The sequence below is a fragment of the Candidatus Marinimicrobia bacterium CG08_land_8_20_14_0_20_45_22 genome (assembly GCA_002774355.1).
GTDB lineage: Bacteria > Fidelibacterota > UBA2242 > UBA2242 > UBA2242 > 0-14-0-20-45-22.
The window spans coordinates 1-19,500 of record PEYN01000033.1 but is presented as its reverse complement, the minus strand read 5'-3'; the positions used below and the strand labels follow the sequence as shown (position 1 = coordinate 19,500).

Sequence of the window (19,500 nt, the reverse complement as noted above, 5' to 3'; positions counted from 1 at the left end):
TTAACCTCTGATTGCTATGTTGATATCGAAACCGCCGTTCTTGGTCGTTCGTCTTCCGGTCGAGCGGTTGAAACTTTCTCCATATTCGTAATATAATCCGCCAGTGACCTTTTTGGTAAATGAATAATTGATTCGGGGTGCGATTTTCCAGGAATTGTTCTCCGATTGGACTACATATTTTCCCTCATTTGTCGCGCGCGCGCGTGTTTTGGATGCGTTGTAATCATAAGTCAGAGCGAATGTGATATTGTTCTCAAGACGTTTATCTTTCAGGAATGGAAGCGGAATCGTGAATCCGCCCTTTTTCTGGAAATTAACCGTCGTTTGAATATTCATCTCATCGATAATTTCCGTGGTGGCTTCCCGGTTATTGATCGTGCTTCCTTGTGTCATGCGGGCGGTCGCCGACACGTCGTTCTTAAATTGCATGTTGATACTTAAGAGCGGCTGAAAATAGGTTTTATACGAAGAGTTCATTAGCTTACCATTTTTCCAGACAATCGCCTCTTTCCCGGAAAATCCGTGATCGAGACTAAGTTTTTTGAACACCTTGTTCAGTAGTTTCACCTTTTCCAGATTTTTCCAACCGACTGTCCAGTTCGGGAACGGAAATCCACCTTTTCCGTTACTGCCCATTGGGAAAAAGTCGCGGCTGAGGTTTCTTCCCGTTTGTCCGGCAGAGTTTGTAACCGAAATGTTTTGTGCAAAAGACAGTGATGTATTGATGTTGGGAGAAATGTTCAACCCGGAACGAATCGTCGCGTCCATGCCGGTCGTTGTATTATCTTTTCCGACGCCACCGTATTCTGATTCCACCAAAGACAATCCCGGGTCCGGCGTAAAACCCATCCGGTAAGCGATTCCCGGCGTGCCGCCTGTTCGATATTTGTTGTTCACGGATTGGTTGAACGAATAACTAAATTGAATGGCGGACAATTTTTTCAGATATTTACTAATGGTATCCAACGATTTAATCTGCTTAGGTTCGTTGGGTTCTTGTTTAATGACTTTTTTATTGTCTGCTTGCAAAGTCTGTGTCTGTTTTTCTGGTTTCCTGTGTTGATCCGTCTGACCCGGCTCTCCTTGTCGTCCGGGCTTTCCCCGTGTTTCCGATTGTTCTTCATTTAAACGTTCGCCAGAGCGTCCGCGAGTTGGCGATCTGCTGGTAGATTGTTGCGGACTGGCTACTTTTTTAGCGGGCGAATAGACAGAGTTTAAAATTGAAGCGAGATCGAGTTGAAAACTCGTCGAAACCCTGTTTTGATTACTTAATACGTCGATACTTTTATTTGGACTGCTCATCGGTTCCGCCCAGTTGTAATTCGCTGTATAATTGATATTGGGCGAAAACCACGAGAATATCTTTGGAGAAAATGAAGCGGAATAATTTTCACGGACGCTGACCGGCACGCCGAAATTCAGCCTTTGAATCGCTTGCAATTTATCGTTCTTTAACTCATCCATGTTGTTCTTCATATCTTTGGAGTAGGTCAGGTTCAGGTTATCGAAGAATTTGTAACTTAGGTTAACGCGGCTGTTCATGGCAAGATTGTGAGTGTAATTTGTATCGGAAGCGGAACCCCTGGTGACTGTATTTCTAATGTCTTCGCCGGCGTCGAATGAGAAATCGAGATTGCTCGGGGTAAAATACCAGCGCACCTCGCCGAGTTTGTTTCCCAGATACGGGACTGGCGTCATCCATTTGAAGATTTTAAAATAGTTTTCTTTCCCGAATGGCACGCGGTAGGACATATTTGCTTTATAATTTTGGGCATTGTTTTCCCTGTAAGTGACCGTGGAATTATTAGCCCACTGGGCGCTGAGTCCACACTTGATTTGGTCGATTGTGTACTTGGTCAGCCAGTAATCTGAAACGCGTTTGTCATAAGAGATGTTCATGCTGTACGAACGCAAAATGTTGAGGATGCTATCCGGTGGAGTGTCGCCCACAAGGACATCCTGACCGGGTATGTATTTGGGCGTACTGACATTCTGGGAATATGTGCCGGTTAATGGCAGATGAACACCCCACGAACTTGGCGTAAATTTATCGAGAGAAATCCGACCGCCAACGCGAAAACTTTGTGTCGTGTTCAAAGCATCTGTCATAAGAGATGGTCGTTGCTCGACGGTGTGAAAGTCGGCGTTGCGTCGATCCATGCTAATGTCAAGAGTAGCCACGTCGGCAATTTTCAGCAAGGCTTTTGTTCGGTAGGCGATTCCCGCGTCGCGCCGGACTTCGGACAACCGGAGTTCATCCAGCCAGACCTCGCCGTACATCGTGTTGTCGTATCGCGAATACGGATCAGATTCGGTCAGATCGTCTAAAGAATACTTCTGGTTTTTTATTCCGATGTCGATTCTGGGGACACGGGAGAGCGCGGCATTTCCTACGATGATTACTTCGACGCCGGTATATTTTCCGTCTTTTACTTCACGATAATGCCTTTTGACGATTTCCCCTGAATCATTGTAGTAAATCCGAAATCGTTTGGGGCGCTGGTCGTTGTCCGGAAAGGATTCTTCCGTGTTGTAGGATTTCAATTGCGTGATAAAATCCAGATCGATTTCCATCTTGTTTCGCGAATCCCAGCCGGGATATATCGGTTGCCGGTATTCGTAGTAGTGAGGCGAGTATCTTTCATCCAAACGACCGAATTTGATGAAAAATTGAAGCGGAGTTGCCTCGCCGGTCTGGTAAACATGATTTCGTGTGTGCAGATTGCTACCGTTGACATAGACTTTCATTTTACGGTAGGTGATAAAACTTCCTTCTTCCTGAAGGACTTTTTTTGCAGCGCATAGCGCGCCCGGCTGGACGCCTTCTTCTCCGTTGAACCACAGAACCAATGATTGTTCTTTCATGCGGATTTCATTGATGCGGTCGTATTCACCCTGAACGCCACTTGGCGCTTCGTATGTGTCCGGATTATCTTCCGAATTAACGACGCTTACAGAAAAGGATTCCGACTTGACGACGTACGGTTCGGTTTCGGACGGTGCGATGCCAACCTCTTCCCATTCGTTCCCAACCATTTCGATCTTGGCAATCCAGACGGTATCTTCATCGCTGAAGCCATCGAACCATAAGCGGCACGAGCGGATCGTCTGCCACGTAACTATTGCATTGGGCTTTATCTTCTGAAATTCTGAAAGCGGAATCCGGTAAAGTTTCCATCCGGTCTTTTGATTGTTTGAATACTCGGTGCGTCCGGCGACGTATCGTTCGTCTTTGCTATCATCCAGATTAAAATCGACGGTAAAATAATCATTTGTCTCATTCAGCTGGAAGTCAGAGTCTAGATCTTCTGTATCCGGATAAAGGCCGTTGACATCTTTGGAGTTGCCTTCCGTTCCGTTAATGTGACGATAATTGGTTGAAGTTTCTTTCCAGCTCCAGTTGTCGGAATGCGGGTCGTCTGGATCGCGACCGTATTTCGTTAGACGGTCATCTCCGGGTCTAAGTGTATCGCCAACCGAAGTGACCACAAATTCATACTCGTTTACAATGCCATCAAGACCGGTATCTTCGCCGTCGTCCAAGAGGGTGTTCCCTGTAGTGAAACCGGCTTCGGGCTTGTCTTCGGTATTCAATCGTCCGTTGCCGTCCTGATCTTCGCTGATATATCCGAGGTCGAAGTGTAATTGTCCAGTTTTTCCACGTACCCAGATTTCGACGTATTTGGTCTTGGATTGATCGTAATAGCTCGTTGGGAAATAGTAAGTGATACCGCCCCATGCGTTTTTGGGCGTTTCAATTCCGTCGCCGACTTTGATAGCCCATTCGGGATTCATGGCGATTCCAAGAACTTCTGTAAGGTTATTCTGCGCGCGTGTACTGACCTCTTTATTTGGCCAGATGCTTGTCGTCGCAACGCCGCCGTACGGATTGAACCAAAATGCAAAACCGCGCTGGTTCGCAGTTTTTCCTACTGGGACTGCCGATAACGACCAATATCGGCGCATGATCGGCGGCGAAGTGATGCGTTTACTGCCTTCAAAATCGTCGATGAAACCGACGCCGTTGAGATCGCCTGTCGATTCGTTGCTTAAGGTATTGGGATTCGGGCGAACCTGAGCGATTTCTCCCTCGAATGAAATATTCGATGTTTCGTTGGTCTGAATCAATGGCAACCAATCGATCGCGCGCGTGAGAAAATTTAAATTCTTGCTCAGTTTTGTGTTCAAATCCCAAACAAAATTCTGCATCGGCTCGTAACCGATATCGACCTTTTCATCGACTACCGATTGGCTGAAATAGAGCGCTGTGCCGCCAATGTAGGAATTTTCGCCGAAATCGTATTGCGCGCGCGCGCCCAAGATTGTTTTCTTGTCCAGTTGGAAAAATTGGTTCTTTTCGTACTTGATGTCCAACTTGGCATCCGGATTTGTGGCTTCGGCCTTGAGCAGGGTCAGTGAACCGGAAAAATAATCGATCGTGTAATCGACGCCGCGTGTCAACGACTGACCATTTAGCGTTACGGACTCACTGTTTTCGATGACCATTGCACCCAGACTGATATTCGAGCTTCGGTTCTGATAACTATACTTGATCTTGAATTTCGTATCTTCGTTAATGGCCGAGATATTTGTCCGGTTGCTATCGTACATTGCAGAACAATTGTAAGAAGCGTTCAGGTTCGGATTGCGCTCTCCGGTCAGATCGTTTTCCTTGAACTGAAACGGGCGGAGAAAAGGGAACCAGAGTTCTCCCGATTGCAGATTAATGACCGCCCCGTTGTCTGAGTCAATGATGTTGTCGGGCGTGGGATTTCCGTTTTTGTCTTTTCGATCGAGTCCGAATTTATACAGGAATGTTTTTCCATCGGTTGCATCGCGGTCAACGTCACCGTTCGCACCCCAATTATAGACGATGCTCAAGTCGAAACCATCTTCATTGATGCCGGTCGTTCCCAGGAAATAGACGTTTTTGAATTCCAAATCCCAGCATGGATGCGATGGCAGAAGTTGTTGCGGTTTAATGAGCTTCAATTTAATGTCGTTCGTGTCGGCGATTGCGCGATCCCATTGCCCGTAAGATTCAACAGTCGTTTTGGTTGCATCTATTACCCGGTAAGCAACAGCAAGGATTTCCGACTCCTGAAGTTGCGTTGCCAGTCGAATGAATCCAGTATTCAGATCAACCAAATAATCTTTACCCAGATCAAGGCGTTTAAACAGGCGCTCTACTTTTAAACCCACATCCTGCAATGTATCGTTGGGATTCACCCAGGCTGCGCCATAGACACATCCGGCGGTTTCCATGGTGACGGACTTGTAAACTTCCAGATCGGAGACGACGCGATTGGGATTGAAACTAAAAATTCCGGTTGATTGGAAACTATTGTATAAAGATCCACGGTAAGTCAAGTCGAGGAAAAAGTACTGGTTACGGCGATATTCGTAGTCTTTGATGTATCCGGTTGATGTTTGCGCGCCGCCGTCCACGCTGAGTTTTTCCTTTTTGCCCTTTTCGACGGAAGCGATAGTTGTCAGGTCGATCGGGCCAAGTTTCATTAGCGCTTTGAGACCGAACAAACCATTATTCTTGCCGGAAAAGGTAACAAACTGTGTTCCCGGTAAAGACAGCGCGACGTTTCCGGCTTCGACCTTCTGAACAATGTCGTCTTCGTGTCCGGTATAGACAATTTTCAGCGCGTTTTCAAAGTCGAAGTCGCGCTCGCTGTCCTGATCGACAAGAATACTGATTCGGTCGCCGATTTTACCTTCGATACTCAATTGTTGCTTTTGATCGATGACAAATGTCGTGGACTGTCCTTCCATATAACCGGAGCGAACCTGAGATTGTTTTTGGTTTTGCAATTTACCGTTAATGTTGACGTTTCCGGAAACCTGAAGTGAGACGCGCTGTCCGGCAATGTCGGCGCCGATCAATTCTATCTTCTCGGTTTCAGGCGCCTTTTTAGAATCTTCGGCGCTTTTGGTAATTAGTTCGTTCAATTGTTTGTGTAGAGCAGAATTGGTTTTCAATCGGTAATAATTGTCGAATGAAATGCCGCGTGGAAGAAAAATGTCCGTACCGGTTATCTGATTAGTGAACAAGAGATTTGTCCCGGACAGGTCAGGTTTCTGTTCCATTTTTGCCGATGGAAATTTGATTTGCAGGATATTGGCGTTGAGTGTAATGTAATTCGGTGAAATAAGCGACAGACCGCGATTTCCTTCCATCCGCATATCGGCAAAACGTTTCGCCAGCCAATCGACTTTGATAGAAAAAGTACCCGGAGCCGAATCTTCGGACGCGGTTTGAGCGTCTATCCGAGTCAATCCTGCCAACAAAAGAAAACACAATGTCGCGCGACGGTAAAAAACTATGATGCCACCTTAAAAAAGTTAATATGAACTACAAAAAGAAAACAGTAACAAAAAACGCTTAGGCGGCACCTCAATATTTTTGGGTTAATTGATGAATTTTATCCTTGAGAGAATTGTGGAGATTCCGAAATGCCATCCCACGATGACTCAGATTGTTTTTCTCTTCCTCAGTCATCTCCGCGAAAGTCTTCCCGGTCGATGGAGCGTAAAAAACTGGATCATAGCCAAATCCGCCAATCCCGTGACGACGCGATAAAATCATACCATCAATGTACCCTTCTTCAGAAAGCGTCATATCCGGATGATAGAACAGCGCGATGCACCGAAATCGCGCCCTTCGGTCAGGACTCTCAATTTTGTCGATTTCGGCTAGCAATCTGTCGATGTTCTCGTCATAAGTCGCGTTTTCGCCGGCATATCGAGCAGAACGAACACCCGGCTGACCGCCTAACGCATTGACTTCAAGTCCCGTATCGTCCGCAAGCGTTGGCAACCCTGTAAATTTTGATAACATAGACGCTTTTTTAAATGCGTTTTCATAAAGGGTGTTCCCGTTTTCTACGGGGATTGGGGTGTTCGGAAACTCATCTAAAGTCAGCAACACCACATTTGGTAGTGTAAATATCTGCCGAATCTCCTTTATCTTGTGCTGATTATTTGATGCAATTAATATATTCAAACTACTTCATTCCTTATCATTTAAAAATGCTAAAAATGTTAGAGAATATTTGCATAAATGTCAAGCGAATTGACACGAGACGACAGCTGAAATGGATGAATTATTATTGAAATTTTCTGTTAAAACCAAAAGAGCCGCGGCGAATTTGCCACGGCTCTCGGCAAGAAGTCCGGTACGGTTTTTTAACGTTTATGAATTGCAACGGCTCCATTTGTTTGAACATCCTGTTCAGAAACGCTTCCAGAATAAGTTATCGAACCGGCGCCGTTTGCCGAACCGGTCAATTTTCCGCCGGCCATATTGAGCCGCACTTTTCCCGCTCCGTTAATATCCAAATTGGCGTTGGTGACTGCACTGAATTTGAGGTCAATTTGAGAAGCGCCGTCTGTGGACAGTTCGAGATTTTCGATGACGTTATCGCCGCCGGTAATCAATCCGACGCCTTCAATCTGCAGGTCGAGATTCGGGGATTTGAATCCATCAAACCGAACTATTGACGCCAATTCGGATCGAATTTTCGCCAATTTCGGCATGTGAATCTCAGCTTTGAATGGGTCGTGATGGTTGCGCATGTTCCCAATAGAAATTAGTTCGAGTTTTGAGCCGTGTTTGCTAACATTTAACTTGTTCTTCGTTTCTTTTGGATAAAAAACCCGCACCTCGAACGTGTCCTCGCGAGTAATAGTTACATCCCAGTTACCGGAAACGCTGACTTCGGTGAAATCTTTCAGATCGTGCTTGATTAATTCTGTGTCCGCCGATCGAAACTCGTCTCTCGTCTCGGAATAATCGCGCTCCATAGCGAAACGGCTAACGATTATCATGCCAGCGATAAACAAGAGAATCAGGGAAAAAGTGATTACTAAAATTTTACTGCTTGTTTTCATGACGTCCTCTCTAATTTATTTTCAAGTTGAACTGCGTATGGTTTGATGTCGTCTAAACTGAGTCCCAACAAACGCATCGTTTTGAAGATTCTCGGCAGGTCGGATTGGATGAAATCCGATTTTTTCAGGTTGAGAGTATTTTCGTAACTGTTGGCGGCGACAAAATAGCCGATGCCGCGCTGATTGAAAATGATGCCTTTTTCCTGAAGAAAAGTCACGGTTCGCATGACGGTATTGGGATTAACTTCCAATTCGATCGCAAGTTCACGCACAGATGGAATTCTGTCGTTTTCCACCCATTTTTTTGAGAGAATATTCTCGCAAATGTAGTCCGCGATCTGAAGATAAATCGCCTTGTCTTTTTGGAATTCCATTTTAAGCCTCCGCTTCTTTCAACCGAAAATAAGTAAGAATCCAGAAGAAGGGCGCCATCACAAACCAGAAGAGAATTTTTAACGCGGTCGAAATAATTTGGACAAACGGCTCGCCGTCGCCGAACATGTACTGGAGATCGATGTTAAAATCCTGCATGAACAACCCATTAAAGTATTCCCAGAAAACGAGTCGAACAATAAGCATCGTAAAAATGCTAAACGCAATCGTAAGTGAAAAGATAGACAGTATCGTCTTGAAAAAAGCGTGGCTTTGGAAATAAACAGCGGCGAACAGAAATGCCGATTGTGTCACTAAATATACGCCAATCGAAATCAGCGTTTCGTGCGTGAATGGCTGGAACGCCGGGAGTGATTGATCAAAGAGCAATTGGCTGAGTCCGGCGGCAATCCAAGAAAACAGAGAATAAAGTACCAGAACGATCGCCACAAAGCCCACCGAAGTCAATAGTAACCGGCTCAGGAATTTCTCGAGCGTTGACGCTGGCAATGTCAGATAAATGTAGTTTCGCTGTTTTTCGTGAATGTCTTTGAAAATCATGCTGGTCGTCAGATAACCGCCGAAGAATATGACCATTGGGAAAAACGTCCGGTGAAAATCAGGATTGGCGTTGTCCCATGCGGAGAGTAAATAAATCACGAGTAAAGCGCCCGCGACGGCTCCGCCGGCAATCAGTAAATTACGATAGCCTGTGGACAGATCGTTTCGAACAAGAATGAAGAACCGGTTTCGGTCAAAAGTGTTGTTAGGCTTCATGGTTAGACTCCTTCGTAAAAAGCGATTCTATTTTTTCTCGGTTCAGGATGACGGTGTTGAATAACAGTTCGATATCCATCTTGGTCTCTTCGCCGTCGGAATTCGGCGAAACGATAACGAATCTGTCGAGCATTTTTTCCGAATAAAGCACCGTTTCGTTTTCGGGAATTTCCGGTAGAATGCGCACGGAAAGTTTTCGGTTGACGGATTCGACGGATTCGTGGAAAATGATTTTTCCATTGTCGAGGATGATGATTGGGTCGATGAGATTTCCCATATCTCGAACCTGATGCGTGGAGATGATAAACGTACGATCGTCCGTCAGTGAAGAGGCGAGGATTTTTCGGAATTGACTTTTCGACGGAATATCCAGACCGTTTGTCGGTTCATCCAGCAAGAGCAAATGACTATCCGTTGCCAATCCGAAAGCGATCAGAAATTTTTTCTTCTGACCGTAAGATAATGACGAAAGTTTGTCGTTCTCTGGCAACTCAAAGTTGGGTAAATGTGCCATGAGCCGATCGTTGTTGAAGCGCGGGTAGAATGGTGCGTAGAGCCGCGCATATTCCCGAACGGTCAGTGTTGGTAGAAAAAATTCCTCCGGAACCATGTAAATTTCCTTTAAAGTCTCTGGAAGTCGATCAGATGGATTTTGACCAGAGATCGAAACGGAGCCACTTTTGGGAAACAGCAAGCCGGTGAGAATTTTTAACAGCGTGGTTTTTCCCGCGCCGTTCTTTCCCAACAATCCGCAGATACTTCCCGGCGCGACGCTCAGATTCAGATCGTCGAACAGGTGGCTCTTTTTCCGGTAAGCGAAGTTCAGATTCTTGATTTCTATCATGTTGACCTCCAATAGTGTATTAAACAACTAACACACTAAGAATCTAATCAGCGAGCGCCGATTTGTCAAGATTTTTTTATTTAAGGAAATATTTTTTATAAACCGTTAATCGAACAATATACACTGGATATAAAACGTTTATGTAGTGATGATCCTGAACTGTTTAAACTTTTCTATCAGAAAATCGGCAAATCGCATAAATCCCAAATCCGTAAAATGTATTCCATCGACGGTTGCTTCATGGTCGCCTCCCAAAGGAGATTGGTTATCAATGTAAAAGATATTGGTAAGTCCCGATTCGATGGATATTGTTACTTCAGATTTCAACGCGGAATTCTTTTGAGTAATCAACTGAAAGACGGTTGAATCGAAAAACGCTTTTTCATAAATCATTTGTTCGATGAAAACGATTGGAGTGTTTGGACGCTTTTTACGGATTGTCTCAATAAGCGGTTTGGTATTTTCATGAATTTGATCCGCTGTCATATTAGGAATGCAATCGATCACATAAAAAGCGGCATCGATTTCCGAGATCAGTTCAACGAGCGGCATTTCCATTCTACCGTTGCCGCTAAAACCAAAGTTGATACAGTCAGTATCGAGCTTTCGCGAAATGATATTTGTATAGGCCATTCCGGGACGCGAGGCGCATCCGCCCTGTGTGATGCTGGTGCCATAGAAAACTATCGGCTTCGTTTTATGCTTACGTGGCTGGATGATTTTGCTGAGCGAGTCGATTCCGATTTCCAACGCCGAAACGCCGTCGTATAAAGGCAAAAACAGGCGGTATTCTCTCATAACCGGTGTCATATTTTCAATGATCAATGCCTCGTTTTTCACCACGGTCGGTCTTCCGGTATTTACAAATTGCCAGTAATTTCCGACTCTTGCATACAGATCGACGCCTTTGATTCCTGTTTCCGCCATGTGGTTCATTTTCCTATCGTTCAGCAATTCCCATCTGACTTTTATCGATGTCGAATTGGACATAAATCGAATAGAGAGTCCGGCAGAATTTTTTGACAGGTCCTAGCCGGGTTTTCGGACCTTGTTCTGATAACTCAAGGGCAAACGGTCGAAATTATTTTCTTTGAGAGAATCGGCAATTGTCGTTCCCTCGATCCGGTAAAAATCCTTGCCATAAAATTGTGTTGACAGAACTTTTGGGGGATTAATTTCTTGCGCAACGGCAAATGTGGAAATGACAAGACAAATTACCCAAAAGGATTGTTTCATATGGTTTTTATTTCCTCGATTTTAATGAATTTTCATAAACAAAATATAGCCAAATTCTGATAGAAAAGTGCATAGATTAAAGAAATTTGGATCGTTGATTACGGTTATTAAAAGGTCTCTGCTTCCACGAAAATGGAGTTTTCGGTTGAAGATGGTGCCGATCAGTAAAAATAAAATCTGAAATGGATATTATTTACTGAAAAAAACCTTGACTTTTACGAGGATATTTTTTATTCTAAGCAGACAAGTTTTATTGACAAGGGAGGAAATGGTTTGGGAAAAAACCCAGTAAGTACTTAAAGAAGTTCTCAGAATATTTGTTTTTAGGGAATTGTATCTTTTCGATAATATACTATTTTGCTCATTCAAAATTATTTTCAATGAACATTGAAATTTTGTGGTTATTTTACACGCTCAAAGGTCAAATTGATATTGCTTAGGAGGAACTAAATGCAAAAATATCTGTTACTTGTCGGCCTAATCTTGACCATGGCAATAGGTGTTTTAGCTGGTACAAGTGGAAAAATCACTGGTATAGTTAAAGATGCCACAACGGAGAAACCACTGCCCGGTGTTAATATCATTATTGAAGGTACGACGATAGGTGTCGCCAGCGACAATGACGGCTTTTATACGATATTGAATGTTCCGGTGGGCACGTATGATTTGAAGGCCATGATGATCGGCTATACTCCCGTCATAGCCAAGAATGTCGCAGTATCAATTGATCTGACAACAAAACAAGATTTTTCCATGCAATCTACTGTTTTAGAAGCTGGAGAAAGTGTGATCGTTACTGCAGAACGACCATTGATGCGAAAAGATGAGTTTACTTCCCGGCATACGGTAACCGCGGATGAAATGACCGAACAACCAGTCGATAATTTTCAGCAGATTGCAAGAAATCAGGCTGGTACGGTCGGAAGCCATTTTCGTGGCGGACGTGTTGGCGAAGTATTGGTTGTGATTGACGGGTTGCCGGTCAAGGATCCCGCGGGAGAATATTCCGGCAATATGGGCGGATTCACAGCAGACGTTCCCGAAGCCGCTATTCAGGAAATGGAAGTCACATTGGGTGGATTTAGCGCCGAGTATGGCAATGTTCAATCAGGTGTATTGAATCTAGCTTTGAAGGAAGGTAGCCAGAAATTATCCGGAAAAGCGCGCTATATGTCAACAAATTTCGGATCTGGGCTGAATGACCTATTGATGGAAAATCGCGACGAGTGGTTAGGTGTCAAATATCTGCACAAACTGGAAAATGCTTATCAGCTCAGTTTAAATGGGCCCCTCTTTACGAATAAAGCCAATTTTTCGGCTTCGGCTGAAATTACCGATCGAAAAGAGGGCAATTTCATCAACGAAAAATATTTCAACCAGTCTTATCAGGGTAAAATGACTTATAAACCGACCACAAAAACCAAATTGGCTGTTGGGGGATTGTATTCAAAGAAGGACTGGGATGAGTTTTATTTACCGGCATCTATGTACGGTCCGGGCGACGAATATCATAAGAACGAATACTACTGTGCCCAAAGTACCGGTAGTGACACAGCCTTGCACTACATTTATGTCAATGATCCGCAGAAGTATTGGTCGCAGAATGGACAATCAACAAATGATACTCTGGTATTGCAGGAAGGCGATACGACTCATTTTACTAAAACGTACTATGTCGGACCGATGCAGGACTACCTCTGGAATTATCATCAGCAGAGTCGCAACCTTTATTTAGTCTGGACACAGTCGCTCAGCTCTAACACTTACTATGAATTACGCTGGCAATCCTACTATTCTAATTATCATTATGCCACACAGGATGTAGATGACCGTGACAGCGACGGTGATACCGAGGAGGATTTGATTTGGGATAACACAAAAGACGGCCCGCATCCGATTTATCGCGATCAGGAGAATAATTACTGGTGGACAGTCGGCGATGATCCGGGCTACCGCGATCAGAAATCGTGGACGAATACGATTAAAGGCGACTTCGTCAGTCAGGCTACCTACAATCATTTAATCAAGGCTGGATTCGAATTTGATTATAGTCGGATGTCAGTTGAAAATATCAGCTGGACACTAGGCTACGGCACCTTCCGGGAAGACATCTGGAATAAAAAAACGATTGACTTCGGGCTTTACGCTCAGGATAAAATAGAGTTTCAGGGAATTATCGCGCTCATTGGCTTGCGTTTCGATTATTTCGATCCGAACGGCGGTGGCAAAGGTGTGAATTATCCGGCTGATTATAACAATCCTTATTCCGAACTGGATACCAGCAGCGGATTGCCAAAATTAATCAATCCGAAAAAGCCAAGCCCCAAATCGCAGTTCAGTCCACGCATAGCGATCTCACATCCGATTACCGACCGCGATGTTATCCATTTTTCCTATGGCCATTATTTTCAGCGCCCGGACGCCTATTATCTCTATCGCAACATGTACTTCCAGGCGTTGACCAAAGTTGGTAATTATGTGGGCAATCCCAACATTGATCCCGAAAAGACAGTAGCCTATGAAATAGGCGTCGAACACCTTTTTAGTGATAACATTAAGGGATCAATTACCGGTTATTATAAAGATGTGACCAACTTAATGAACTGGTATAAATATATCGGAGAAAACCTTCAAGGGATTGAAATTAATGTTTATGGCAATGCAGATTACGGCAATATGAAAGGTTTGGAATTTGCATTGACGAAAAGAATCGGGAAATACTGGGGCGGCTCGCTGGATTATACTTTTTCTGTGGCTAAGGGACGCAGCTCAACCTCAGGTACTGGAGCGGGTGCTTTTAGTTCTGAGCGTCGTCTTAATTATTTAAATTTCGATCAAACCCATACGGTTAATACCAATTTGACTTTATGTACACCAAGCAGTCCGATTTTAGGCCTGCATTTTGGTAGTTACAAGCCTTTCACCAACTTGCGTGCCAATTTCCAAATTAAATATGGCAGTGGTTTGCCTTATTCATCGTATGGTACCGGAAAGGTTAACGACAAGCGTCTGCCAGCAACATTCAATACCGATTTAAGGTTGAGTAAACAAATTGCAGTGGCGGGAGCCGAAATGAATTTTTTTCTGGATGTGTTTAATCTGTTCAACCGCTTGAATGTGGATTGGATTGGTAGTTCCATGTATTATGACCAGACCGACGATCCTACGATTGTTCTTGATGAAACACTGGTCGGCGGTGGCTTGGTTTACAATCCACAGGCTTACAGTGATCGGCGGCAATACCGCTTTGGCATCGAAGTGCAATTCTAATGCTCCCATTAGCAATATGGAGGTTTTTTTAATGAATCAGTATTCTAAAAAGACGAGAAACGTTATCAAGATTTTATTGATTGTTCTGTTCCTTTTTAACTTGGCGATAGCCGCCGATCAAGCCAAGAAACCGGTTAACTTGTCGAAAATTTCTCTTTCGCCACAAAGCCCGATTGTGAATGACAACTACAAATGGCATAAGATCGGCAACATTTGGAATCGTTGTTCCAATTATAGTTACATGGGTGACGACTCCTATACCGGCCGAACCCCCTCTGGTGATTATCCGGGTGGTTCTGGAAATTCTTACCTATATCGCGGAACGCTCTGGCTGTCAGCTTTCGTAGATGGTACTTTTCACTCCACGCAGGGCGACGATCACGAATTTTCCGCATTGGATTCGGTGCATGTCGATACCAGCGCCACTGCCCGTTCGGAGGAAGATACATACACCAAATATTACGATGTTTCGGCACCCCTGGCTTCGGGAATCCATTTTCCGCTCGGGCTGGAGGTTCAGGAGCGTACATATGCCTGGTCTGCGAGTTACGCCGCGGACTTCATTATCTATGAATATACAATCAAGAATGTTGGTGTTGACAGTGATGGTGATGGGTTGCCAGATACGCCACGCGGATTGAAGGATTTTTACTTCACTATCCGATTTGACGGTGATGTATCCAAATTACCGCAATGGGATGCTGAGTCGAAATATTGTAATATTGACGACCACGCGATGTCGAACAGTCAATGGAACTGGGTCGAGAAGTTTGCCGATCCGACTGACCCGAATGATAATAAAAGTTGTATGGCGGGACGCGATCATGGCCTGACATCTGCCGATGCCGATAGCCACATGATTATCATGTTCGATGGCGACAATCCAAGTTATGCGGCCGAGAACGGTCCGGCAAACGATTTTGGAAATCCCGGGGCTGACAGTGTCCTTCAGACTCCAGGCTTCATGGGTATCAAAGTATTGAAAAGCGTGCCAGAGCTGAAGCCGAGTTCCTTTCATGTCTGCCAGATTTATAACGATCCAACATCGGACGCCCTGACTTGGTTGCGCATGATTAGCAGTCCAGTTTTTGAAGACATTTTCTCCAATCCTACAACCGGCCTACCGTATGCCTATGATTTTCGTGGTATTTTAACATTCGGGCCGCTGGATTCATTACCGCCCGGTGATTCGGTTGTGGTCACGACCGCTTTGGGTATTGGTTGCGATTTTGATAGCGGCGGCGTCTACAGTCTGGTGAAATTAGTCAAGATCATGGATGTTGCCCAATTTATCGTTGATAATAACTATAGTCTGGATCCGAATGTTCTCGCGCCACCCGCTCCAAACGTGGAATTAGTCCAAAGTATTGATGAAAATTCAAGTTCCGGTTATCCCGTGACAAATGGCGTTAAAATTCTCTGGGATACGACAGCAGTACAGCATTCCAACTTCCAAACATATAAGGTTTCCAAAGGACTAAAATCAAGTAGTGGTTCGGTAGAATGGAATACTCTGGCGAGTTATACCGACACCATCGGAACCACTTCCTGGCCCCCGCCACGCAGTGCTGATGGTGAAAAATTCCAGTACATTGATACTGATATTACCAAAGGTTTGGTCTATTATTATTCTGTTCAAGCTTTTACAAAAAATATTTCCGAACCTATTCCCTTTGGTGTGATTAACACGAATATCACCGATTCAAAAAGCATGAAGATTATCGCACCGGCCAATCCGGTATCGACGCAAACGCTAAAAAACGTAAAAGTTGTACCCAATCCATATTTAGGAAGTGCCAACTGGAATAACCGCACGCCTAGCGATTCATTCGCATGGGAACATCGGCTACAATTTACAAATCTGCCCGCCGACGCAACGATTCAAATTTTTACACTCGACGGAGATTATGTGGCAGAAACGAAAGCCAACAAGACCGTAGTTGTCGGCGAGGAAGTTAGCCCGAATTCGGCCAGTGTGGCGGAGTGGGATCTGATGACCCGCAATAATCAGGAAGCCGCGCCGGGGATTTACATGTATGTGGTCAAGTCACCGACTTTAGGCGAGATAGTCGGCAAATTTGTGATCGTTCGTTAACATGCTAATCAGAGAGGAAAATAGAACAATGCGCAAAAATATACTTCCTGCATTCCTGATAGTCATCCTGTTGATTTTACCGGTTAGTTTTGCCGCAGAATTCGCTCCGGTCGGCACAGTGGTGGCCCAATTTCTGGAAATCGGTGTCGGCGCCCGGTCGGCTGGCATGGGCGAAGCCTTTACAGTAGTCGCGAACGATGCCAGCGCCGTCTTCTGGAATCCTGCCGGATTGGTGGATGCCAGCGATCGCAACCTGTTCAGTGCTATTAATAAATGGCCAGCCGACATTACATTCGCCGGTATGGCATATTCGATGAAACTTGGACGGATTGGAACCCTTGCCGTCAGCGGTGTCTTTCTGATGGCGGATGACATGGAGGTTACCACAATCGAAATGCCGGAAGGCAATGGTGAGATGTTCAACCTGACCAATTATGCTATCGGTTTGACCTATGCCCGTTTTCTGACGGATCGCGTTTCGGTTGGTTTGACTACGAAGTTAGTACATGAAGATTACTATGGCCATGGTTATTCTACATGGGCGATAGATTTAGGTACCATTTACCGCACCAATTTTCATGGCCTCAAACTCGGCATGTCAATCCTGCACTTCGCTCCGGAAGTCCGGTTCAGTGGAACTTATTGGGACTATAGCGATTCAGAGAATGCCGATAAAGAGAAAAAATACGAAACCTATTTCTTACCGGTAAACTTCCGTTTTGGAATCAGCATGAATCTGCTTAAAAAAACTAACCATACAGTCATGATCGCGGCGGACATGATTCACCCAAACAATAATCTTGAGCAATACAATCTTGGTCTTGAATATTCATTTCTGAAGATGTTCAGCTTGCGCGGCGGTTATAAAATTAATACGGATGAAGCCGGTTTGACATTTGGCGCCGGAGTTCGGCTTGGGCTGGGAAATGCTTTAGGAATTAGCGCAGATTATGCTTACTCCGACCTGGGCGCATTAAAAGGCGCTCATCGAGTATCTCTCGGAGTTTCTTTTTGAATAAAAATGTAAGTATCACAGATAACAAAATAAGGAGGTTTGTATGAAGAAAGTTGTTACGATTTGGTGTGTGTTAGTCCTGGCGATGTTTTCATTCAGTTATGCCGGGATAACCGGTTTCACCCGCAGTGGTGAAATTACAGTTCCCGAAGCCACGCTAAACAACGGCGGGGTCGGGAGCATGGTTTCGGGCGTCGATCTGGACGCGGATGGCAAAACCGAAATCTATCTGGTAAATGATAACTGGAACGACGGCGCCACGGAAGTAATCGCCCGAATCTATAAGTTGGAAAAAAATGGCACTGCCTGGGACGTTGTCTGGCAGTCCAAACTGGATCCTTTTTATCAGAACACATGGCCGGTGCTTTTAGTGACCGATCTGGATGGTGATTCAAAACAGGAATTAACCTGGATGCCAGTCAATTCTTTTTCGGATACAACCAATCCTGTTCGGATCGCGGTTTATGAACAGGGAACCGGCGATGTCTTGGGCGTCGATGATGGCGCCAGTGGGTACAAACCGAACTCGACATGGACAATTACCACCGAACAAAGTATCAACATCCGGCCGATCGATGCCGAGGCAGTCGATGTTGATGGTGATGGCTCGACCGAGATTATTTTTGCTGATCGAACCGGAAAAACCAGTGGTTATTATGGAGCGGTTTGCTCGGTCAGCAATATTCCGGATAACGGTGATGGATCTGAGACCTGGGATTTGGAAGTAACTGGCATTGATCTGGGAATAACGACAGCCGCCGAGAATAAGTGGGATGTTGCTGTCGTTGGAAATAACGCCTATTTCTTCTCTGAGACAGAAATCTCGAAGTATATATATAACAGTGGCACTGGATGGAGTTACGAGGCTTTGAGTCCATTGGCGGGCGGATCTCCGGTTCAATCGGCGATGACAGTAGATCTCAATAAAGACGGCACAAAAGAAATCATCTGCGCCGTATACGACTGGGGCGATGATACTAAAAAAGGTATCTATCTCCTACAGGAAGTCGCCGATACTTTAAAACCAACTGAGATTTTCAATCTCGCGGCGTATTGGCCTGGTGGTTCGCGCGGTCCCTGGGGCGGCGCATCCGGTGACATCGATAATGATGGTAACTTGGATTTTATCTTCGGTTCTCGCGCCTCAACTCCCAACGGTTTGATTACCTGTGTTTCTTATACGGGTGGTGACATTACCGATCCGGCCAATTATGAACTGTTGATGATCGATTCACTCTACTCGGCCACTGATGCCGATGGAATCTGGTCGGTACTAAATATTGCCAACATCGATGATGATCCTGAAAAGGAAGTGCTGTATACTTCCAGTACTCCGGTTGGTGGAATGTTTTCGGCAACAGCACCGATTATCGTTCTGGATGCGACGGTCACTATCAATGTGATTGATCCCGGTTCGAATCATATAACCAATTTGGATAACTTCCGCTTACAGCAAAATTATCCGAATCCGTTCAATGCCACGACGAACATCGTCTTCGACGTTCCTAGTGAGAAGGTTGTGACTCTGACTATTTACAATCTACTCGGTAAGGAAGTCGTCACGCTGGTTGATAGGAAACTGTCAGTTGGAACTTATACGATTACATGGAACGGTCTGGATCGGAATGGTTCCCCGATGTCAACAGGTGTTTATTTGTATGCCGTGAAAAATGGCAATGTTACCAAAGTCAAACGGATGACGATGGTTAAATAAACCGTTTTTGATAGTATGTGAAAAGGGCGGGATTTTTCCCGCCCTTTTTATATTCTGTATTTAACGGACAGATCGGTGAAAGACTAAGTAACGCTTACCACTTTCAAAACGACTTTCATCTTAAAACTCGATCTGCGAGGCGAATCCTCTGCCGAACATCGGCGCGGAAATCCGCCATGGATATTTATCGAAAATCAGCGCGCTGTTCCACTTTCCGCCGGTGTCGCGTCCTAATTGCCAGCCGTCCTTGACCTGTGTTGCGGCTTCCCACGTCC

The 19,500-nt window shown here is 44.9% G+C and carries 10 protein-coding genes and 1 pseudogene; 4 read left to right on the top strand and 7 right to left on the bottom strand.

Annotated elements, in window-relative coordinates; all coding sequences use genetic code 11:
* The 7 genes and pseudogenes from COT43_02350 to COT43_02320 all read right to left on the bottom strand — a co-directional run bounded on the left by COT43_02350 (nt 1) and on the right by COT43_02320 (nt 11,131).
* Complete coding sequence (locus COT43_02350; GenBank protein ID PIS30110.1) at nt 1-6,312, bottom strand: hypothetical protein; 6,312 nt, start codon at nt 6,310-6,312, stop codon at nt 1-3.
* Between the two features lie 94 nt (nt 6,313-6,406).
* Complete coding sequence (rdgB, locus tag COT43_02345) at nt 6,407-7,015, bottom strand: non-canonical purine NTP pyrophosphatase, RdgB/HAM1 family (protein ID PIS30109.1); 609 nt, start codon at nt 7,013-7,015, stop codon at nt 6,407-6,409.
* Between the two features lie 182 nt (nt 7,016-7,197).
* Entirely contained in the window at nt 7,198-7,902 is a 705-nt protein-coding gene (locus tag COT43_02340; protein ID PIS30108.1) for a hypothetical protein, read from the bottom strand.
* Entirely contained in the window at nt 7,899-8,276 is a 378-nt protein-coding gene (locus COT43_02335) for a GntR family transcriptional regulator (protein PIS30107.1), read from the bottom strand. The genes COT43_02340 and COT43_02335 overlap by 4 nt, the downstream gene beginning before the upstream one ends.
* A 1-nt stretch (nt 8,277) precedes the next feature.
* A complete protein-coding gene (locus COT43_02330) occupies nt 8,278-9,051 on the bottom strand; it encodes a hypothetical protein (GenBank protein PIS30106.1) in 774 nt (257 codons plus the stop codon).
* Nucleotides 9,041-9,895 (bottom strand): ABC transporter ATP-binding protein, encoded by an 855-nt coding sequence (locus COT43_02325; GenBank protein PIS30105.1) that lies wholly within the window; start codon nt 9,893-9,895, stop codon nt 9,041-9,043. Before COT43_02325 ends, COT43_02330 begins: the two co-directional genes overlap by 11 nt.
* Nucleotides 9,896-10,033: 138 nt before the next feature.
* Nucleotides 10,034-11,131, bottom strand: a pseudogene (locus COT43_02320) (hydrolase).
* Between the two features lie 483 nt (nt 11,132-11,614).
* Here COT43_02320 and COT43_02315 point away from each other — a divergent pair.
* From COT43_02315 to COT43_02300, 4 genes are read left to right on the top strand one after another with little or no spacing between them, the layout of a single operon-like run.
* Entirely contained in the window at nt 11,615-14,401 is a 2,787-nt protein-coding gene (locus tag COT43_02315) for a TonB-dependent receptor (protein PIS30134.1), read from the top strand.
* A gap of 31 nt (nt 14,402-14,432) precedes the next feature.
* Complete coding sequence (locus COT43_02310; protein ID PIS30104.1) at nt 14,433-16,496, top strand: hypothetical protein; 2,064 nt, start codon at nt 14,433-14,435, stop codon at nt 16,494-16,496.
* Nucleotides 16,497-16,524: 28 nt separating this feature from the next.
* The gene (locus COT43_02305; protein ID PIS30103.1) at nt 16,525-17,511 is read left to right on the top strand and encodes a hypothetical protein; all 987 of its coding nucleotides are present in this window, start codon (nt 16,525-16,527) and stop codon (nt 17,509-17,511) included.
* A gap of 43 nt (nt 17,512-17,554) precedes the next feature.
* Entirely contained in the window at nt 17,555-19,225 is a 1,671-nt protein-coding gene (locus COT43_02300; protein ID PIS30102.1) for a hypothetical protein, read from the top strand.
* Nucleotides 19,226-19,500 lie beyond the last annotated feature (275 nt).

Coding starts and splice junctions, on each gene's coding strand:
- COT43_02340 (PIS30108.1), bottom strand. CDS start 7,902: ATGAAAACAAGCAGTAAAATTTTAGTAATCACTTTTTCCCTGATTCTC.
- COT43_02335 (PIS30107.1), bottom strand. CDS start 8,276: ATGGAATTCCAAAAAGACAAGGCGATTTATCTTCAGATCGCGGACTAC.
- COT43_02330 (PIS30106.1), bottom strand. CDS start 9,051: ATGAAGCCTAACAACACTTTTGACCGAAACCGGTTCTTCATTCTTGTT.
- COT43_02325 (PIS30105.1), bottom strand. CDS start 9,895: ATGATAGAAATCAAGAATCTGAACTTCGCTTACCGGAAAAAGAGCCAC.
- COT43_02310 (PIS30104.1), top strand. CDS start 14,433: ATGAATCAGTATTCTAAAAAGACGAGAAACGTTATCAAGATTTTATTG.
- COT43_02305 (PIS30103.1), top strand. CDS start 16,525: ATGCGCAAAAATATACTTCCTGCATTCCTGATAGTCATCCTGTTGATT.
- COT43_02300 (PIS30102.1), top strand. CDS start 17,555: ATGAAGAAAGTTGTTACGATTTGGTGTGTGTTAGTCCTGGCGATGTTT.